This window comes from Lentzea sp. NPDC051213 (assembly GCF_044455585.1).
Lineage (GTDB): Bacteria > Actinomycetota > Actinomycetes > Mycobacteriales > Pseudonocardiaceae > Lentzea.
The window spans coordinates 107,626-123,685 of the sequence record NZ_JBITEX010000007.1 but is presented as its reverse complement, the minus strand read 5'-3'; the positions used below and the strand labels follow the sequence as shown (position 1 = coordinate 123,685).

Here is a 16,060-nt window from a genome sequence, read left to right as displayed (position 1 = left end):
CGCCAACGCAACCCGGCCGCCCACCAACGCAACAGAGACCCGCTCAGCTGGACCGGCTGATCGCAACCGACATGTTGGCGGTCTGAACAGACACCCGCACGCCCGGACTCAGGACTTACTCGTCTGCGGCCGAGGGAGTTGCTCCAGCACCTTCGCAGCCACCGCCGCCCCGTCGGTGCGAACAGCGGCCGCCACCGCGGCAGCACGGTCGCGCACCTCGGAAGCCAGCGCCGTCTTGAGCGCGGTGGACAGCGACTCGAACGTAGGCGTCGGACCGTCGTGTGCCGCACCGATGCCCAGCTCCGCGACCCGGCGCGCCCAGTACGGCTGGTCCACGATCTGCGGCACCACCACCTGAGGCGCACCGGCGCGGGCCGCGGTCGTCGTGGTGCCCCCGCCGCCGTGGTGCACGACCGCGGCGACCCGGCCGAACAGCGCCTGCTGGTTGACCTCGCCGACGAGGAAGCAGTCGTCGCCGGAGTCGATCTGGGCCAGGTCGGCCCAGCCACGCGAGAGAAGCACCCGGCGTCCCTGCGCGCGGACCGCGTCGACGGCTACCTGGGCGATGTCGCGGGAGGTGTGCATCGGCATGCTGCCGAAGCCGACGTACACCGGTGGCTCGCCCGCCTCCAGGAACGCCACCAGGCCGGCCTCGAGCGGCCGGGAGTCCGGCACGATCCACGCACCGGTCTGGGTGACGTCGAGGTTCGTCAGTTCCGGCGCCGGCCAGAGCACCGGATCCGCCGCCAGCAGCAGCGTGCCGGTGTAGACGTGATCGCGGACGTTGTCCACCGGCGGCAGGCCTAGCGCCGCCCGGTGGGTGTTGAGGGGCGCGCCGTACATCGCCTGCACGTTCTCCGCGTCGATGCGCCACAGCACCCGGTTGTCGGTCTCCCCCGGCGGGAACGGCTTGCCCGGCCAGCCCGACGGCGCGCGGTGCGGCGACGGCAGCGAGATGTCGTGGAACGCCGCGAGCACGTAGCGCAGGCCCAGGTGCTCGGCCACCGTCCGCGCGCCCGCGGGCATCAGGCCGGTCGCCACCAGCACGTCACATCCCTCCGCCGCGCGAGCGACCGGGCCGAACCACTCGGCGACCAGCGCGGCCGCGACGGTGGGCGGGTCCGCTCGCCCGCCGGTCACCAGGTCGCGCACCGACTGTCCGAACGGGACGAACGGCACCTCGAACTGGGCCAGCCTGTGCTCGAACTCCTCGTCCGGCCGCACGCACACCACTGCCTCCGCGCCCGCCGCCCGCACCGCCACCGCGAGCGCGATCAGCGGTTCGACGTCTCCGCGCGAACCCCACCCTGCCAACAGAACACGCACTTCGCGACTCCCCAGGTTTTCGCCGAATTCAGCTCAGGCCGGAGAGTGTGCGGCACGGGCGGGGTCTTGCCGCAAGACCCCCGGTGCGCTATATGTTGAAGTGGGAAGACCCCCGGACGGCATCGTCCGGGGGTCTTCCGTTTTGCCTGAGCCGCTAGTTCAGCGCGACCCTGAGCAGCTTCGTGTTGCTGTTGCCCGCGGTGGAGTCCTTGTCACCGTTGGACGTGGTGACCCACAGCGAACCGTCCGGGGCGGGTTCCGGCGTCCGCAGCCGGCCGTAGGTGCCCTGGAAGTGCGACGTGGTCGTGCCGACCGACGAGCCGGTGATCTGCATGCGGTACAGGCGCTCGCCGCGCAGGGCGGCGAGGAACAGCACGTCGTTGACGATCGCGAGACCCGACGGGGACGCCGAGCTGGTCGAGAACGTCTTCTTCGGCGCGACGAAGCCACCGCACGAACCCGAGGTGCCCTCGCAGGACGGCCAGCCGAAGTTGCCGCCCTTCTGCAGCAGGTTGATCTCGTCCATGTTGGAGTTGCCGAGCTCTGCCTGCCACATGCGGCCCTGCGAGTCCACTGCGAGGCCCTGGACGTTGCGGTGGCCGTAGGTCCAGACGTACCGCGCGTTGCCGCCTTCGCCGAAGAACGGGTTGTCCGCCGGTGCGGAGCCGTCCGCGTTCAGGCGCAGCACCTTGCCGCCCAGGTTCTGCTTGTTCTGGGCGTTGTCGCCGTTCTGGCCGTCACCGGTGCCCGCGTAGAGCTTGCCGTCCGCACCGAAGCGCAGGCGGCCGCCGTTGTGGAACTTGTTGCGCGGGATGCCGGTCAGCAGGGTCTGCCAGCCGGTCAGCGAGTTGCCCTCGATCTTCGCGCGCACGATCCGGTTGTCGCCGGAAGCCGTGTGGTAGACGTAGATCAGGCCGTCGGCCGCGAACGTCGGTGACAGCTCGATGCCGAGCAGGCCGCCCTCGCCGTTGGTGCCGGAGACACCGGGAACCTTGCCCAGCGTGGTCTTCTGGCCGGACGGCGTGATCTTCACGATGTCCTGCGCGTCGCGGCGCGAGTAGATGCCGTCGCCGTTGGGCAGGAACGTGAGGCCCCACGGCACGTCGTTGTCCGTCGCGATCTGCGTGACGGCACCGACCTGGTCACCACCGGAGCGGGTCTTCACGGTCACGGCGTTGGACGCGGGGCCGGCGTTGCCGACGGCGTCGAAAGCCTTGACGGTGAAGGTGTACTCGGTGTTGGCGCTGCGCCCGCCGATCGTGACGGACGTGCCGGTCGAGTCACCGACCTTCGTCGCTCCGGTGTAGATCTCGTAGCGGGTCACGCCGACGTTGTCGGTCGCCGCGTCCCAGGCCAGCGACACCGAGTTGGCGGTGACGCCGGTCGAGCGCAGGTTCTTAGGCGCGGTCGGCGGGATCGGGTCGTCCTGCGCCGGCGGGGTCTTGAACTCCGCCGTGTTGGACGCCTGCGAGATGTTGCCCGCCGCGTCCTTCGCGTTGACGTAGAAGCCGTAGGTGGTGTTCGGCTTCAGGCCCTCCATGGTGGTGGAGGTCGGCGTGGCGGGCACGGACTTCACGAACTGGCCGAGGTTGTAGATCTCGTACGAGGTGACCGCGATGTTGTCCGTCGAGGCCTGCCACGTCAGCTTCGCGGAGTCCGGCTTGATGTCGGAGGCGACGAGGTTCGCCGGTGCCGACGGCGGCTCGCCGTCGATCGGGCCGCTGTTGCCGAAGACCTGGAACTCCTGCAGGGAGTAGCCGAACGACGTGCCGGTGCGGCACCGCGTCGTGCCGAACATGCGGACATAACGGCCCCGCCCGGTGACCGTCAGGTCCTCGACGCCGCCCTTGCCGTCTGCGGTCGTGTAGATCGACGTCCAGCTCGAGTCGTTCTCAGAGGTCTCGACCCGGTACGCCTTGGCGCACGAGAGGTCCCACTGCAGCCGGACCCGGCTGATGTTCGCGGACGCGCCGAGGTCGACGCGGATCCACGCCGGATCGGTGTTCGACTTGCTGGCCCAGCGCGTCGCCGAATTGCCGTCGACGGCGTTCTTGGACACGTAGTTCGCGCCACCGGAAGCCGACTCGGTCGTGGGCTTGCCTTGGGACAGCAAGACATCCGCGGCGACCGCCTGAGGCGCCGCGGAAACGAGCGAGGTCACCGCCACTGCGAGCGCAATGGCCAGGATGCCGGTTCTCGCCGGCAACCGCCGTGAACGGGGTGCCACAGGAGCCTCCCACTTTCGTCGGGGGATGGGATGTGCGGCGGCAGTGCGTTCGACCAGGCGGCGGGCCAGTCATCGGAGGAGTGCTCATCTACCTGTTGACTCGCTGACGAGATCAGGTGTAGGCATTCGACCGTTACAGAAAAACCGTAAACGTTTTCGAGCGCTAGGTCCAGAGTCAGTTAGGGAGCCACTAGATGCGCTGGACAAGGAAGTTGCAGCTCGTCGTCCCCGCTCTGCTGGTGGTCACGGCGTGTGGTGCGCCGCAGGCCCCTCAGGCGCAGGACGCCCCCTCCACGGTCCCGGACAAGCCGTCGAAACCCGTCGAGCTGAACGTGCTCGACGTGGCCGGCAACCTGCAGCTCACTCAAGGCATGATCGACGAGTTCGTCAAGAGTCATCCTGACTACGTCTCAAAAGTGAACGCCACCAAGGCCACCGCGCCGGACATGCCTGGCAAGCTCAAGGCCGAGCAGAACTCGGGCACCTCGCAGACCCACCTGGTGCTCACCGGCACCGACGGACTGGCCAGCGTGATCGAGCAGAAGCTCGTCCACACCCTGCTCCCCGAATATTCGCCGAAGCTCCCGGATCTCGAAAAGACCTACCTGCCGCCCGCGTGGGAGATGCAGAAGCTCGCGCAGGGTCAGGGCGTCGCCGTCACCTACTACCCGGCGGGTCCGCTGCTGGAGTACGACCCGGCGAAGGTGCCCAGCCCTCCGACCTCTCCTGCCGAACTGCTGGCGTGGGCCAAGGCGAACCCCGGCAAGTTCCAGTACGCGCGGCCGGCGAACTCCGGTCCCGGTAGGACGTTCCTCATGGGACTGCCGTACCTGCTGGGCGACAAGGACCCGAAGGACCCGGAGAACGGCTGGGAGAAGACCTGGGCCTACCTGAAGGACCTCGGGCAGTACGTCGACAACTACCCCGGCGGCACCACAGACGTCATGAAGAACCTCGCGAACGGCACGTCTCACGTGGTCGCCTCGACGACCGGCTGGGACATCAACCCGCGCGTGCTCGGCTCGGTGCCGGCGGGCATGAAGATCGCGACGTTCAAGGACTTCCACTGGGTGACCGACGCGCACTACGCCGTGATCCCCAAGGGGGTGTCGGCCGATGTGCTGTCGGCGAACCTCGCACTGATCAAGTTCATGCTGGAGCCCCAGCAGCAGGCGAAGGCCTACGACAAGGGCTACTTCTACCCCGGCCCCGCGGTCAAGGGCGTCACGCTCGACATGGCGCCGCAGGAGTCGAAGGACGCGATCGCGAAGTTCGGCAGGGCCGAGTACGACAAGCTCATCGAGGAGAACCCGAAGGAGCAGTCACTCCCGGCGGCGCAGCAGGTGAAGGCGTTCCAGCGCTGGGACCGGGAGATCGGCAAAAAGTGACGGGACAACGTTTTGCCGAGCTGCACCTGGACCACGTGCAGCGCGCGTTCGGCGACACCGTGGCGCTCAGGGGCATGGATCTGACGATCAAGGGCGGCGAGTTCGTCGCCCTGCTCGGGCCGTCCGGGTGCGGCAAGTCGACGGCGCTCAACTGTCTCGCCGGCCTGCTGCCGCTCACCGGCGGGCGGATCACGGTGGACGGCAAGAGGATCGACGACCTGCCGCCGGAGAAGCGCGGGTTCGGCATGGTGTTCCAGAACTACGCGCTGTTCCCGCACATGTCGGTGCGCCGCAACATCGGCTTCGGCCTGTCCATGCGCAAGGTGGGCAGGGCGGAGCTCAACCACCGGGTGGACCGGGCGGTCCGCCTCGTCCAGCTCGAGGACCACCAGCACAAGTTCCCGGCGCAGCTGAGCGGCGGCCAGCAGCAACGCGTGGCGATCGCCCGCGCGATCGTGCTGGAACCGCCGCTGGTGCTGATGGACGAGCCACTGTCCAACCTGGACGCGGCGTTGCGGCTGGAGATGCGCACGGAGATCCGCCGGCTGCACCAGTCGCTCGGGCTCACCACCGTCTACGTCACGCACGACCAGGAGGAGGCGCTGGCTCTCGCCGACCGCCTGGTCGTGCTGCGGCTGGGCGAGGTGCAGCAGATCGGCTCACCGGAGGAGGTCTACGCGCACCCGGTCAACCGGTACGTGGCGGGATTCATGGGCTACCGCAACATGATCACGGTGACCGTGACGTCTCAGGACGACGAACGCGCGACCGTCCGCACCGAAGCTGGTTTTGAACTCGTTGGCGTCAAACGGGAGAGTCTCGGCGACACGGCCGTCGCGGCGGTGCGGCCGGAGGACTTCACGGTCGTCGCGGAAGCCGGGGAGAACACGCTCGAAGCCGTCGTCGAGATCGTCGAGTACCACGGCCGTGAGCAAGCCGTAGAGGCCCGGCTCCGCAACGGTGAACAGCTGCACGTCCGCACCAACTCGCGGCTGGCTCCCGGCGACATCATCTGGTTGAAGGTGCCTGTCGAACGTGTGCTGGTGTTCTCGTGACGGCCGTTCTGGAAAAGGCATCGCTGCGGAACCGGCTCGCCGAGAAGGGCGTCGACCGCGTGCTGTGGCTGCTGGTGCCGGGCGCGGTGTTCGTGGTGCTGCTGTTCGTCTACCCGTTCCTGTACGGCTTGCAGCTCTCGTTCCAGCCCAAGGGCGGCGGCAACCCGTTCCAGAACTACATCACGTTCTTCTCCGACGAGTACCTGGCCGAAACGATCTGGATCACGCTGCGGCTCGGGCTGCCGGCGGCGCTGTTCAACGTGCTGGCGTCCATCCCGATCGCGTTCCGGATGCGCGGCCGGTTCCGCGGCAAGCAAGCGCTCACCACCCTGCTGGTCGTCCCGATCACCCTCGGCACCGTGCTGACGGCGGAGGGACTGCTCGCGTTCTTCGGCCCCACGGGCTGGTTCAACCGCATCTGGACGGCGCTCGGCGCGGACGAACCGGCGCGGCTCACCCACAACTACTGGGGCGTGCTGTTCAGCCTGATCATCACCGGCTTCCCGTTCGCGTTCCTGCTGACGCTGTCCTACCTCTCCGGCATCGACCCGACGCTGGAGCAGGCGGCGGCCACGCTGGGAGCGTCCCGGCGCCAGCGCTTCCGCACGATCACCATGCCGCTGCTGGCACCGGGGCTCGCGGTCACGTTCTGCCTGTCGTTCGTGCTCGCGTTCTCCGTGTTCCCCAGCGCGGTGATGGTCGGCAACCCGGCCGGTGAGACCCACGTGATGTCGATCGCCGCGTACGAGACGGCGTTGCGGGACAACGACTTCGCGATGGGCTCGGCGATCGCGATGCTGATGGCGCTGGTGATGCTCATCGTCATCGGCCTGGTGCTGATCTGGCGCACGACCCTCTACCGCGGCGCGACGGGAGGCAAGGGATGAAACTCACTGCTCGCCCGGTCGTGTGGCTGACCTGGGGCGCGTTGATCTTCTTCATGCTCAACCTCGTGGGCATCGTCGGCGCCGTGGTCACCAACTCGTTCGCCGAGACGTGGTTCGGCACGTGGCTGCCGGACGGCTACACGGGCAAGTGGTACGGCGAGGCGTGGCGCGACTACCGGTTGCTGGACGTGCTGATCGTGACGTTCCAGGTCGCGATCGCGGTCGTCGCCATCTCCGTCCTAATCGGAGTTCCTACGGCCTACGCACTGGCGCGCCGCAACTTCCCCGGCAAGAAGCTGCTCAACATTCTCTTCTTGCTGCCGATCCTCATGCCACCGATGACCTACGGCATCCCGCTCGCGACCGTGCTCTACAAGTTCCAGCTGGCGGGCAGCATGTTCGGGGTGATCGCGGCGAACCTGGTCCCGGCCGTGCCGTTCGTCGTGCTGACCATGACGCCGTTCATCGAGCAGATCGACACCAAGATCGAGTCGGCGGCCCGGATGTGCGGCGCGAACACCTTCGCCATCTTCACGCGGGTGCTCGCGCCACTGCTCGTACCAGGCATTCTGGCGGCGTCGATCCTGGTGCTGGTACGCACGGTGGGCATGTTCGAACTGACGTTCCTCACCGCGGGCCCTACCAGCCAGACGCTGGTCGTGTCGCTGTACGAGGCGATGTCGTCGGCGGGCATCCGGCCACAGCAGATGGTCGACTCGATGGCGGTCATCTACACCGGGTCGATGCTCCTGCTGCTGGTGATCGCACTACGGTTCGTGAACCCGACCCAGCTGGTCACCAGACTCAAAGAACCGTCCTAGCGCCTGACCCGTCATGATTGTTTCAACCGGCAGTTGAGGGTGAGGTACAAGTGGCAGTCACCATCCGCGACGTGGCTCGCAGGGCGCACGTATCGGTCGCCACCGTTTCGCGTGCGCTGACGTCTCCGGAGCTCGTGCGCCCGGAGACCAGATCACGCGTGCTGGCTGCCGCAACCGAGCTCGGGTACCAGCCCAACAGGGCGGCCCGCGGCCTGATCACGGGCAAGACCGGCAACATCGGCATCGTCGTGCCCGACCTCGACAACCCGTTCTTCACGGGCGTGCTCAAGGCCGTGCAGGCGCGAGCGATGCAGGCCGACTACGCGGTGTTCGTGGCGGACAGCGACGAGGACCCGGTCGCCGAGGCGAAGCTCGTGCACGCGATGGCCAAGCAGGTCGACGGCGTCGTGCTGTGCGCGCCCGGCCTGGAGGACTCGCAGGTCTACGAGGTGGCGAGCGCGACGTCGCTGGTGCTGCTGAACCGGCGGCTGCCGGGCGTGCCGGCCGCGTTGATGGACTCGGCGGGTGGAATGCACGCGATCGTCGACCACCTCGTCGCGTTGGGACACCACCGGATCGCTTATCTCAACGGCCCCCGCACGTCGTGGTCCAACCAGGAGCGTCGCCGCGGCCTGCTGTCGGCGGTGGCCCAGCACAAGGTGGACCTGGTCGATCTCGGGCCGTTCGCGCCGCGCTACGAGGGCGGGTTGCAGGCGGCTGATCTGGCCGTGGCCGCCGACACGACCGCGATCATCGCCTACAACGACATCATGGCGCTGGGCGTGCTGGCGCGGCTGCGGGACCGCGGGATCTCGGTGCCGGGCGACGTGTCGGTGACCGGGTTCGACGATCTGACGTACGCGGCGCTGTGCTCGCCCGCGCTGACAACGGTGGCAATGCCCGTTGCCCAGGCCGGGCGCACGGCCGTGAACCTGTTGCTGGACTGGCTCGACTCGGACAACACCGAGGTGCCGCAGATCGTGGCGGAGACGCAACTGATCGTGCGCGGGACCACGACACCGCCTCGCAAATAGCCATGAGGGTGACCTTCATGGACCTGAGGTCCATGAAGGTCACCCTCATGGCACAAAAGCAAGGCGGCCCCGGCAAGGGCACCTGGGGGGAGTGTGCCGTACGCCGGGGCCGCAAAGCGGCTGACCCGAGGGGGGAGGGGGCCAAACGCCGCTGGTGTCCCACTCTGCCCTGACCGGACAGAAACCGCCAGGGTGGATGTACCTGTTTTTGGATTTCTCGTACGTACGGGTTACTCGTAGAGGCCTTCGTACAACCCAGCGTGAAGACGATGCACCACGTTGCGCTTCACCTTCAACGTCGGAGTGAGCTCGCCGTCCTCCTGTGACAGGTCCCTGGCCAGCAGAACGAACTTCTTCACCTGCGAAACGCTCGCGAAGTGCGTGTTCGCCTCGTCGACCACTTCCTGCACGAGAGCACGCACGTCCGGGTGACCCACCAACGATTCGATGTCAGAGGGCAACCCTTTCGCGGCCGCCCACGGCCCGATCTCGTCGGCATCGAGTGTGATCAGCACCACACAGTAGGGCTTGAGGTCCCCGAACATGACCGCGTGCGAGATCCACCGGGACTGGCGCAGGACGTTCTCCACGTTCGCCGGCGCGATGTTCTTGCCGCCCGCGGTGATGATGATGTCCTTCTTGCGGCCCGTGATCGACACGAAACCGTCCGCGTCGATCTCGCCGAGGTCGCCGGTGTGCAGCCAGCCGTCCTGGATCGTGGCGGCGGTCGCCTCGGGATTGCGCCAGTAGCCGGCGAAGACGTGCGGGCCGCGCATCAGCAGTTCGCCGTCCTCGGCCACGGTCATCTCCAGGCCCGCCACGCCGCTCGCGCCGACCGAGCCGAGCTTGAACTTCTCCATCGTGTTGATCGTGCCGACCGCGGTCGACTCGGTCATGCCGTAGCCCTCCAGCACCGGCACCCCGGCCGCGTGGAAGAACTGCAGGACCTCGCGGGAGATCGGTGCGGCGCCGGACAGCGCCTGCACGAGCTTCCCGCCGAACACCGCCCGCACCTTGGCGAACAACGCGTCGACCTGCTCGAACGCCGCCGCCATCTCCTTCGGCACCGGTTCGCCGACGGCACGCCGGCGCCGGACCTCCAGGCCCAGCGTCACGGCCTGGGAGAGCTGCTCCGGCGGCACCGCGGACGTGACGAACGTGTAGATCTTCTCGAAGATGCGCGGCACGGACGGCAGGAACGTCGGCCGGACCTCGGCCAGCTCCGGCACGATCGCCTGCATGTCACCGCCGAAGTACGCGAGCTCGCCGCCGCGGTACATGGTGCCGAACATGACGATCTGGGCGAAGACGTGTGCCAGCGGCAGGAACAGGTAGACGGTGCCGGTCATCGCCTCGATGCGGGCTTCCTCCGCGACCCGGCACAACGCGACCCAGTTCGCGTTGGTCAGGATGCAGCCCTTCGGCGGGCCGGTGGTGCCGGAGGTGTAGATGATCAGGCTCGGGTCCTCGGGCTTGATCGCGTGACGACGGGAATCCAGCTCGTCGGCCAGCGGCGAGGTGCGGCCGGTGTCCTGCAGCTCGGCCACCGTCGGGCGGTCACCGGCGGGGTCGATCGTGAAGACTGTTCGCACTTCAGGAAGTTCGGAGCGGACGACATCGACCTTGACGCACTGCGACTCGTTCTCGGCCACCACGATCGACGCACCCGAGTCGCCGACCACCCAGGCGATCTCCTCCGCCGTGCTCGACGGGTAGATCGGCACGACGATGCCGCCCGCCGCGAGCACCGCCAGCTCCACCGCCGTCCACTCCGGACGGGTGTTCGCCAGCACGCAGACCCGCTCGCCGGCCTTCAGTCCAGCGTGGACGAACCCGGACGCCAGATCGAGCACCTGTTCGGAGACCTCGGCGAAGGTCTGCGTGCGCCACTCCCCGTTCTGCTTGAACCGCCACGCCGCCGCGTCGCCGTACGCCTGCTCCGCCAGGAACGGCAGGTCGGCTATCCGGCGGATGGTCTGCACCGCGCTGGGGATGGTGACACCGGCGGTCATGGCGGCTCCTACGCGTCGGGGGGACGAGATTTTCAGGCAGGCACGACCTGCACGCGGGTGCCGTTCAGGACGGCGGTGCCCGAGAGCGGGTCGATGCGGAGGTCGTCGGTGAGGAGGTTGACGTTCACGCCGGCGTGCTCACGAGCGACGCTGAGCTGTGTGCCGGGCTGGTCGTGGCCCCAGCCGTGCGGCATCGACACCACGCCGGGCGCGATGTCGCCGGTGACCTCGACCTGCACCTCGATCTTGCCGACGCGCGAGGTGACCTGGGCGGTCGCGCCGTCGACGAGGCCGATCCGCGCCGCGTCGCCGGGGTTCACCAGCAGCGTGCACAACGGCTTGCCCTTCACCAGCGCGGGCACGTTGTGCATCCAGGAGTTGTTGGTGCGCAGGTGCCTCCGGCCGACCAGCACGAGCTCGGTCTCCCTGGCCGTCAGCGAGTCCCTGACCCTGGGCAGGTCGTCCACGATCGGTTGCGGGGTCAGCTCGATCTTCCCGGACGGGGTGCGCAGGACCTCCGGCAGTCGCGAGGTCAGCGGGCCGAGGTCGATGCCGTGCGGGTTGTCGAGGAGCTGCCTCAGCGACACCCCGTACGGGCCGGTGCGGAGCTTGAGGTCCAGCAGCCGTTCCTCGCGGGTCTCGCCCTCGGGTTCGAAGTCGACGCCGAGCTTGTCCTTGAGGCCCTTGAGTTGCATTGCGGCCAGCGCGTCGAGGTCGGCCTCCGGCCCGAGGCCGCTGAAGATCGTGGCGAGCCGGAAGAAGATGTCCGTCTCGTCGACCCTGCCTTCCTCCAACGGGATCGCCGCGCGCGAGTACTTCGCGACGTTGCGCACGGAGTTGTTGAGGAAGGCGATGTCGTAGTGGTCCCGCCGCGACGGTGGCGGCGTCGGCAGGATGACGTCCGCGTGCCGGGTCGTCTCGTTGAGGTACGGGTCGACGCTCACCATGAAGTCCAACGAGGACAGTGCGTCGCTGACCCTGGTCGAGTTCGGCAACGACAGGGCGGGGTTGCCGCCGATCGTGAACAACGCCCGCACCTGGCCCTCACCGGGCGTCTCGATCTCGTCGACCATCGTGACTGCCGGGTACTCCCCCATCACCTCGGGGTGGCCCTTGACCCGGCTGTGCCAGCGGCCGATGCCGAAGCCCTGGCCGCGGCCCGGCCCGCGCTTGCTGTGCGCGGGCAGCGGCCACATCACGCCGCCCGGCCGGTCCAGGTTGCCGGTGAGGATGTTGAGCGTGTCCACCGCCCAGCTCGCGATCGTGCCGAACTCGACGGTCGTGGTGCCGATGCGGCCGTAGACGGCGGCACGATCGGCCTGAGCGACCTGCCGGGCGAGGTCGCGGATGGTCTGCGCGTCGATGCCGGTCCGTTCGGCGACGGCCTCGGGGGTGAACGCGGCGACGTGCTCGCGGATCCCCGAGTGCTCGGTGACGTGCGCGGCGAGGTCCTTGAGATCGACCAGGTCCTGCGCGAACAGCTCGTGGATCAACGACAGCAGCAGGAAGACGTCCGTGCCGGGGCGGATCACGACGTGCTGGTCGGCGGCCTGGGCGGTGCGGCTGCGCCGCGGGTCGACGACCACGAACCGGCCGCCGCGCTTCTGCAGGGCCTTGAAGCGGCCCGGCGCGTCCGGGACCGTCCACAGGCTGCCGTTGGACGAGAACGGGTCCGCGCCCAGCACCAGCATGAAGTCGGTGCGGTCGATGTCGGGCACCGGGATCGAGAAGATGCTGCCGTACATGTGGCCGACCTGGACGTGCTTGGGCATCTGGTCGACGGTGCTGGCGGTGAAGACGTTGCGGCTGCCCAGCGCCTTGCGCAGCGGCCCGGCGTAGAGGCCGCCGGCGAGCGAGTGGACGACCGGGTTGCCCAGGTACATCGCGATCGTGTCGCGGTCGGGGAAGTCCTTCAGCCGTTCGTCGATGTAGCGGAAGGCCTCGTCCCAGGTGGCCTCGTGGAACTCGCCGTCGCTCTTGATCAGCGGCGTGCTCAGGCGGTCCGGATCGGCGTCGAGCGTGCCGAGGGAGGCGCCCTTGGGGCAGATGAAGCCCTTGCTGAAGTCGTCCTCACGGTCGCCGCGCACCTTCGTGATGCGGTCGCCCTCGACCGTCAGCTCCAGCCCGCACGTCGCTTCGCAGAGCGGGCAGGTCGTGAATACGGTCCTCATGAGTCCCCTTATCCGGCTTACTTCCAACGGGTACTAGTCGCCTGCCACCGGGCGCAATCGCCCAGCCGAGGTCAACCCGAACAGCTCACTGACAGCCCTGGCGATCATGTCCGGCCGTTCGAGGGTGTGCTCGAAGCGGAACCCGATGACCGCCTGGGAACCACCGAGCAGACCGGTCAGCTTGACGGATTCGTCCTGGTCAGCGCCATAGCAGACGATCCGGCCGAACGGCGCGAGCGCGTCGAGCGAGGCCTTGAGCGTGCCACCTGGATCGAGTACGACGTCGACCTGTTTGCCCTCGTTCGCCTCGATCAGGCGTTCGGCCAGTCCGTCCTGAATGGATTCAATCGCGACATCCGCACCGAGCTTCAGCGCCCGGCGCCGGCGGGCCTGGCTCGAGTCGGTGGCGATGACCCGGCCCGCGGCGAAGCTCCTGGCCAGTTGGACCGCGATCGCGCCGACCTCGCTCGCGGCCTCGTGCACGACGATCGACTCGTCCGGCCTGAGATGCGCGCACGTGCGGAGCAGGTGCCACGCCGTTGTGCCTGCTCTGGCCAGTGCCAGCGCCTGCTCGTCGGTGACACCCGCGGAGACCGGCAGGTGCAGGCGGCCGGCGACCACCACCACGCGCCGCCCGCCGTCCTCGACCCGGATCTCGTCGACCGCCTCGGCTGTGCGCATGTAGTCCATCTCACGTTCACAGCGCGGCCTGCTGTAGTGCGGCTTCCACGACAACTAAGGATCGGCGCAGGTGAACACGTCTGTACCAACGGTGCGAGTCCAGGTGGGTACGCCACGTGGCGAGGTATGGCGATGTGGTGTGCTCGGGTGCAGGCTGTGCCGGTGAACGCCGCTCTCCGCACCTGCATCACGATCGTCGCGGTAGCGATCGCCTACTACGCGACGGCGAAGGTGGGCCTGGTCCTGGCACTGGTGAAAGGCCAGGTCACCCCGTTGTGGCTGCCCACGGGGATCTCCGTGGCGGCGCTGCTGATGTCAGGCCGCAAGATCTGGCCGGGCATCGCCATCGGCGCGTTCGGCGCGAACGTCGCTTTGGACTCCGATGCGGGCGCGGTCGCGATGATCACCGTCGGGAACACGCTCGCCCCGCTCGCCGCCTGGTACCTGCTGACCCGCTTCGGGTTCCGGCAGGAGCTGGACCGCCTGAAGGACGCGATGCTGCTCGTGTTCGCCGGTGCGCTGGGCGCGATGCTGATCAGCGCGGCGGTCGGCACGGCGGCGTTGAAGATCGGCGGCGACATCCCGTGGCACGACCTGCCGGCCGTGATGGCGGTGTGGTGGACCGGCGACGCGATGGGCGTGCTGGTGTTCACCCCGCTGCTGCTCACCCTGCCCCGCCAGTGGGGCGCCTCGCCCCGGCGGCTCGCAGAGGCGGGGGCGATCCTGGTCGTCACGGCGATCCTCGCCTCCTACGTCACGACCTCGCAGCTGCGGCTGCTGTTCCTCGTGTTCCCGATGCTGATCTGGGCGGCGCTGCGGTTCCAGCACGCCATCGCCGCCCCGTGCGCCGCGATCATCTCGGTGGCCGCCGTGATGTCCGCGGCCAGCGGCCAGTTCTCCCAAGCCAGCCTGCTGACGACGATGATCGTGCTGCAGGCGTTCAACGGGTCGGTGGCGCTGACCGGGCTGATCCTCAGCGCCATCACGAGCGAGCGGAACGAGGCCAGGCAGGCCATCGAGCGTGCGTGCGAGCAGCTGGCCGAGACCGTTGCGCGGTACCAGCAGGAAGGCGTGCGCAAACGGCTCGGCCGCTTCGGCCCGCCCGTCTAGCCACGCCCTCGCCTCACACCCCGCCGCCACGCGGGGCCCCCGCGTGCGCTCCAAGCGCACGAAAGCTCCCCGCGTGCACTTGGAGCCGCGGCCCGGTGCTCAGAACCAGCTGCCGCCGCCGGTGTTCCGGTAGCCCAGCGAGCGGTAGACGGCGTCCACAAGGGACTGCCCGCGCACGTTGGCCCCGAGCCCGGGCCCCTGCTTGTTCATCGCGTACCCGAACGAGATCCGCGCCTTCGGGTCGGCGAACCCGAGCGAGCCGCCCATCCCGTTGTGCCCGAACGCCTCCTCGGACATGAGCAGGCCCTCGGCGTCGTTGGGCGGCAGGTAGGTGTTGTCGATCTGCTTCTGGAACCCGAGCGCGAACCGCGACGGCACGCCGACGACGGCGTCGAGCCCGGACACGACGGCGGTGGACATCTGCGGGAGCTGGGCCTCGTCCACGAGCCGGACGCCGTTGTACGCGCCGCCCAGCGCGAGCGGGCGGTACAGGCCGGCGAGGCCGCGGGCGTTGGAGATGCCGCCGATCGCGCCCATCTCGGCGGCGTGCGCGGCGCGCGAGTCGGACTCGCCGGGTGCCATGTAGCCGCCGTTGTTGAGCAGCATCAGGCCGGGCACCGACTCTGGCTGCGTCATCGCGGTGATGAACAGCGACGGCAGCAGGATCCCCGGCTGCGTCGGGTCGACCGGGATCGTGGGGGCGACGTGGGGCTCGAGATCTTCCGGCAGGCCCATCCAGAAGTCGAGGCCGAGCGGGCCGGAGACCTCCTTCTCGAAGAACTGGCCGAGGGACACACCCGTGACGCGGCGGACGATCTCGCCGACCAGGAAGCCGAACGTCAGGCCGTGGTAGCCGTGCCTCGTGCCCGGTTCCCACAGCGGTTTCTGGGCGGCGAGCTTGGCCGTGACCAGGTCCCAGTCGTAGAAGGCCCCGGCGGGCAGCCACTCGGTGACCGCGGGCAGGCCGGCCTGGTGGGCGAGGACGTGCCGGACGAGCGTGGTGTCCTTGCCCTCGACGCCGTACTCGGGCCAGTACTTCGCGACCGGGGCGTTCAGGTCGAGCATGCCGCGCGAGGCGAGGATGTGCGCGCAGAGCGCGGTCGCGGCCTTGGTGCACGACCAGACGTGGACGATGGTCTCTTCGGACCAGGGCCGGCCGGTGACGGGGTCGGCGGCACCGCCCCAGAGGTCGACGACGGGCTCGCCGTCGAGGGTCACGTGCACGGAGGCGCCGACTTCGCCGCGCTCGGCGAAGTTGCGTTCGAACTCGGTGCGCACCCCGGCGAACTGTGGAGCGCAGGTTCCCTGGATCGACATTGACCCTCCTCAAAGGGGGGAAGCAGCGGTT

12 protein-coding genes are annotated in these 16,060 nt (G+C 68.6%); 6 read left to right on the top strand and 6 right to left on the bottom strand.

The window, feature by feature from the left end:
* Nucleotides 1-108 precede the first annotated feature (108 nt).
* On the bottom strand, nucleotides 109-1,326 hold the full coding sequence (locus ACIA8G_RS29160) for a glycosyltransferase (protein ID WP_396421884.1): 1,218 nt from the start codon (nucleotides 1,324-1,326) through the stop codon (nucleotides 109-111).
* A gap of 154 nt (nucleotides 1,327-1,480) precedes the next feature.
* Nucleotides 1,481-3,553 (bottom strand): PQQ-dependent sugar dehydrogenase, encoded by a 2,073-nt coding sequence (locus ACIA8G_RS29155; RefSeq protein WP_396421883.1) that lies wholly within the window; start codon nucleotides 3,551-3,553, stop codon nucleotides 1,481-1,483.
* 194 nt (nucleotides 3,554-3,747) lie between these two features.
* Between ACIA8G_RS29155 and ACIA8G_RS29150 the strand changes: the two genes are divergently transcribed.
* Genes ACIA8G_RS29150 through ACIA8G_RS29130 form a run of 5 tightly spaced genes read left to right on the top strand, consistent with a single transcriptional unit; the run spans nucleotide 3,748 to nucleotide 8,738 of the window.
* Nucleotides 3,748-4,941 carry an extracellular solute-binding protein gene (locus tag ACIA8G_RS29150; protein WP_396421882.1) on the top strand — a complete coding sequence of 398 codons (1,194 nt, stop codon included), beginning with the start codon at nucleotides 3,748-3,750 and terminating at the stop codon, nucleotides 4,939-4,941.
* Nucleotides 4,938-5,996: an ABC transporter ATP-binding protein gene (locus ACIA8G_RS29145; RefSeq protein WP_396421881.1), complete on the top strand. Its 1,059-nt coding sequence runs from the start codon at nucleotides 4,938-4,940 to the stop codon at nucleotides 5,994-5,996. Before ACIA8G_RS29150 ends, ACIA8G_RS29145 begins: the two co-directional genes overlap by 4 nt.
* The gene (locus tag ACIA8G_RS29140; protein WP_396421880.1) at nucleotides 5,993-6,883 is read left to right on the top strand and encodes an ABC transporter permease; all 891 of its coding nucleotides are present in this window, start codon (nucleotides 5,993-5,995) and stop codon (nucleotides 6,881-6,883) included. Before ACIA8G_RS29145 ends, ACIA8G_RS29140 begins: the two co-directional genes overlap by 4 nt.
* Nucleotides 6,880-7,704 (top strand): ABC transporter permease, encoded by an 825-nt coding sequence (locus ACIA8G_RS29135; RefSeq protein ID WP_396421879.1) that lies wholly within the window; start codon nucleotides 6,880-6,882, stop codon nucleotides 7,702-7,704. The genes ACIA8G_RS29140 and ACIA8G_RS29135 overlap by 4 nt, the downstream gene beginning before the upstream one ends.
* A gap of 50 nt (nucleotides 7,705-7,754) precedes the next feature.
* Entirely contained in the window at nucleotides 7,755-8,738 is a 984-nt protein-coding gene (locus ACIA8G_RS29130) for a LacI family DNA-binding transcriptional regulator (protein ID WP_396421878.1), read from the top strand.
* Nucleotides 8,739-8,968: 230 nt separating this feature from the next.
* Here the strand turns inward: ACIA8G_RS29130 and ACIA8G_RS29125 are convergent, their stop codons facing one another.
* The 3 genes from ACIA8G_RS29125 to ACIA8G_RS29115 are packed head-to-tail and all read right to left on the bottom strand — an operon-like array spanning nucleotide 8,969 to nucleotide 13,602.
* Nucleotides 8,969-10,750, bottom strand: coding sequence for an AMP-dependent synthetase/ligase (locus tag ACIA8G_RS29125; RefSeq protein WP_396421877.1), 1,782 nt, complete (start codon nucleotides 10,748-10,750; stop codon nucleotides 8,969-8,971).
* Between the two features lie 32 nt (nucleotides 10,751-10,782).
* Complete coding sequence (locus tag ACIA8G_RS29120; RefSeq protein ID WP_396421876.1) at nucleotides 10,783-12,921, bottom strand: molybdopterin oxidoreductase family protein; 2,139 nt, start codon at nucleotides 12,919-12,921, stop codon at nucleotides 10,783-10,785.
* 33 nt (nucleotides 12,922-12,954) lie between these two features.
* Entirely contained in the window at nucleotides 12,955-13,602 is a 648-nt protein-coding gene (locus tag ACIA8G_RS29115; protein WP_396421875.1) for a zinc-binding alcohol dehydrogenase family protein, read from the bottom strand.
* Between the two features lie 162 nt (nucleotides 13,603-13,764).
* On the opposite strand from ACIA8G_RS29115, the gene ACIA8G_RS29110 reads away from it, so the two are divergent.
* Entirely contained in the window at nucleotides 13,765-14,712 is a 948-nt protein-coding gene (locus ACIA8G_RS29110) for an MASE1 domain-containing protein (RefSeq protein ID WP_396421874.1), read from the top strand.
* A gap of 99 nt (nucleotides 14,713-14,811) precedes the next feature.
* Here the strand turns inward: ACIA8G_RS29110 and ACIA8G_RS29105 are convergent, their stop codons facing one another.
* A complete protein-coding gene (locus ACIA8G_RS29105) occupies nucleotides 14,812-16,029 on the bottom strand; it encodes a serine hydrolase domain-containing protein (protein WP_396421873.1) in 1,218 nt (405 codons plus the stop codon).
* Between the last annotated feature and the right edge of the window lie 31 nt (nucleotides 16,030-16,060).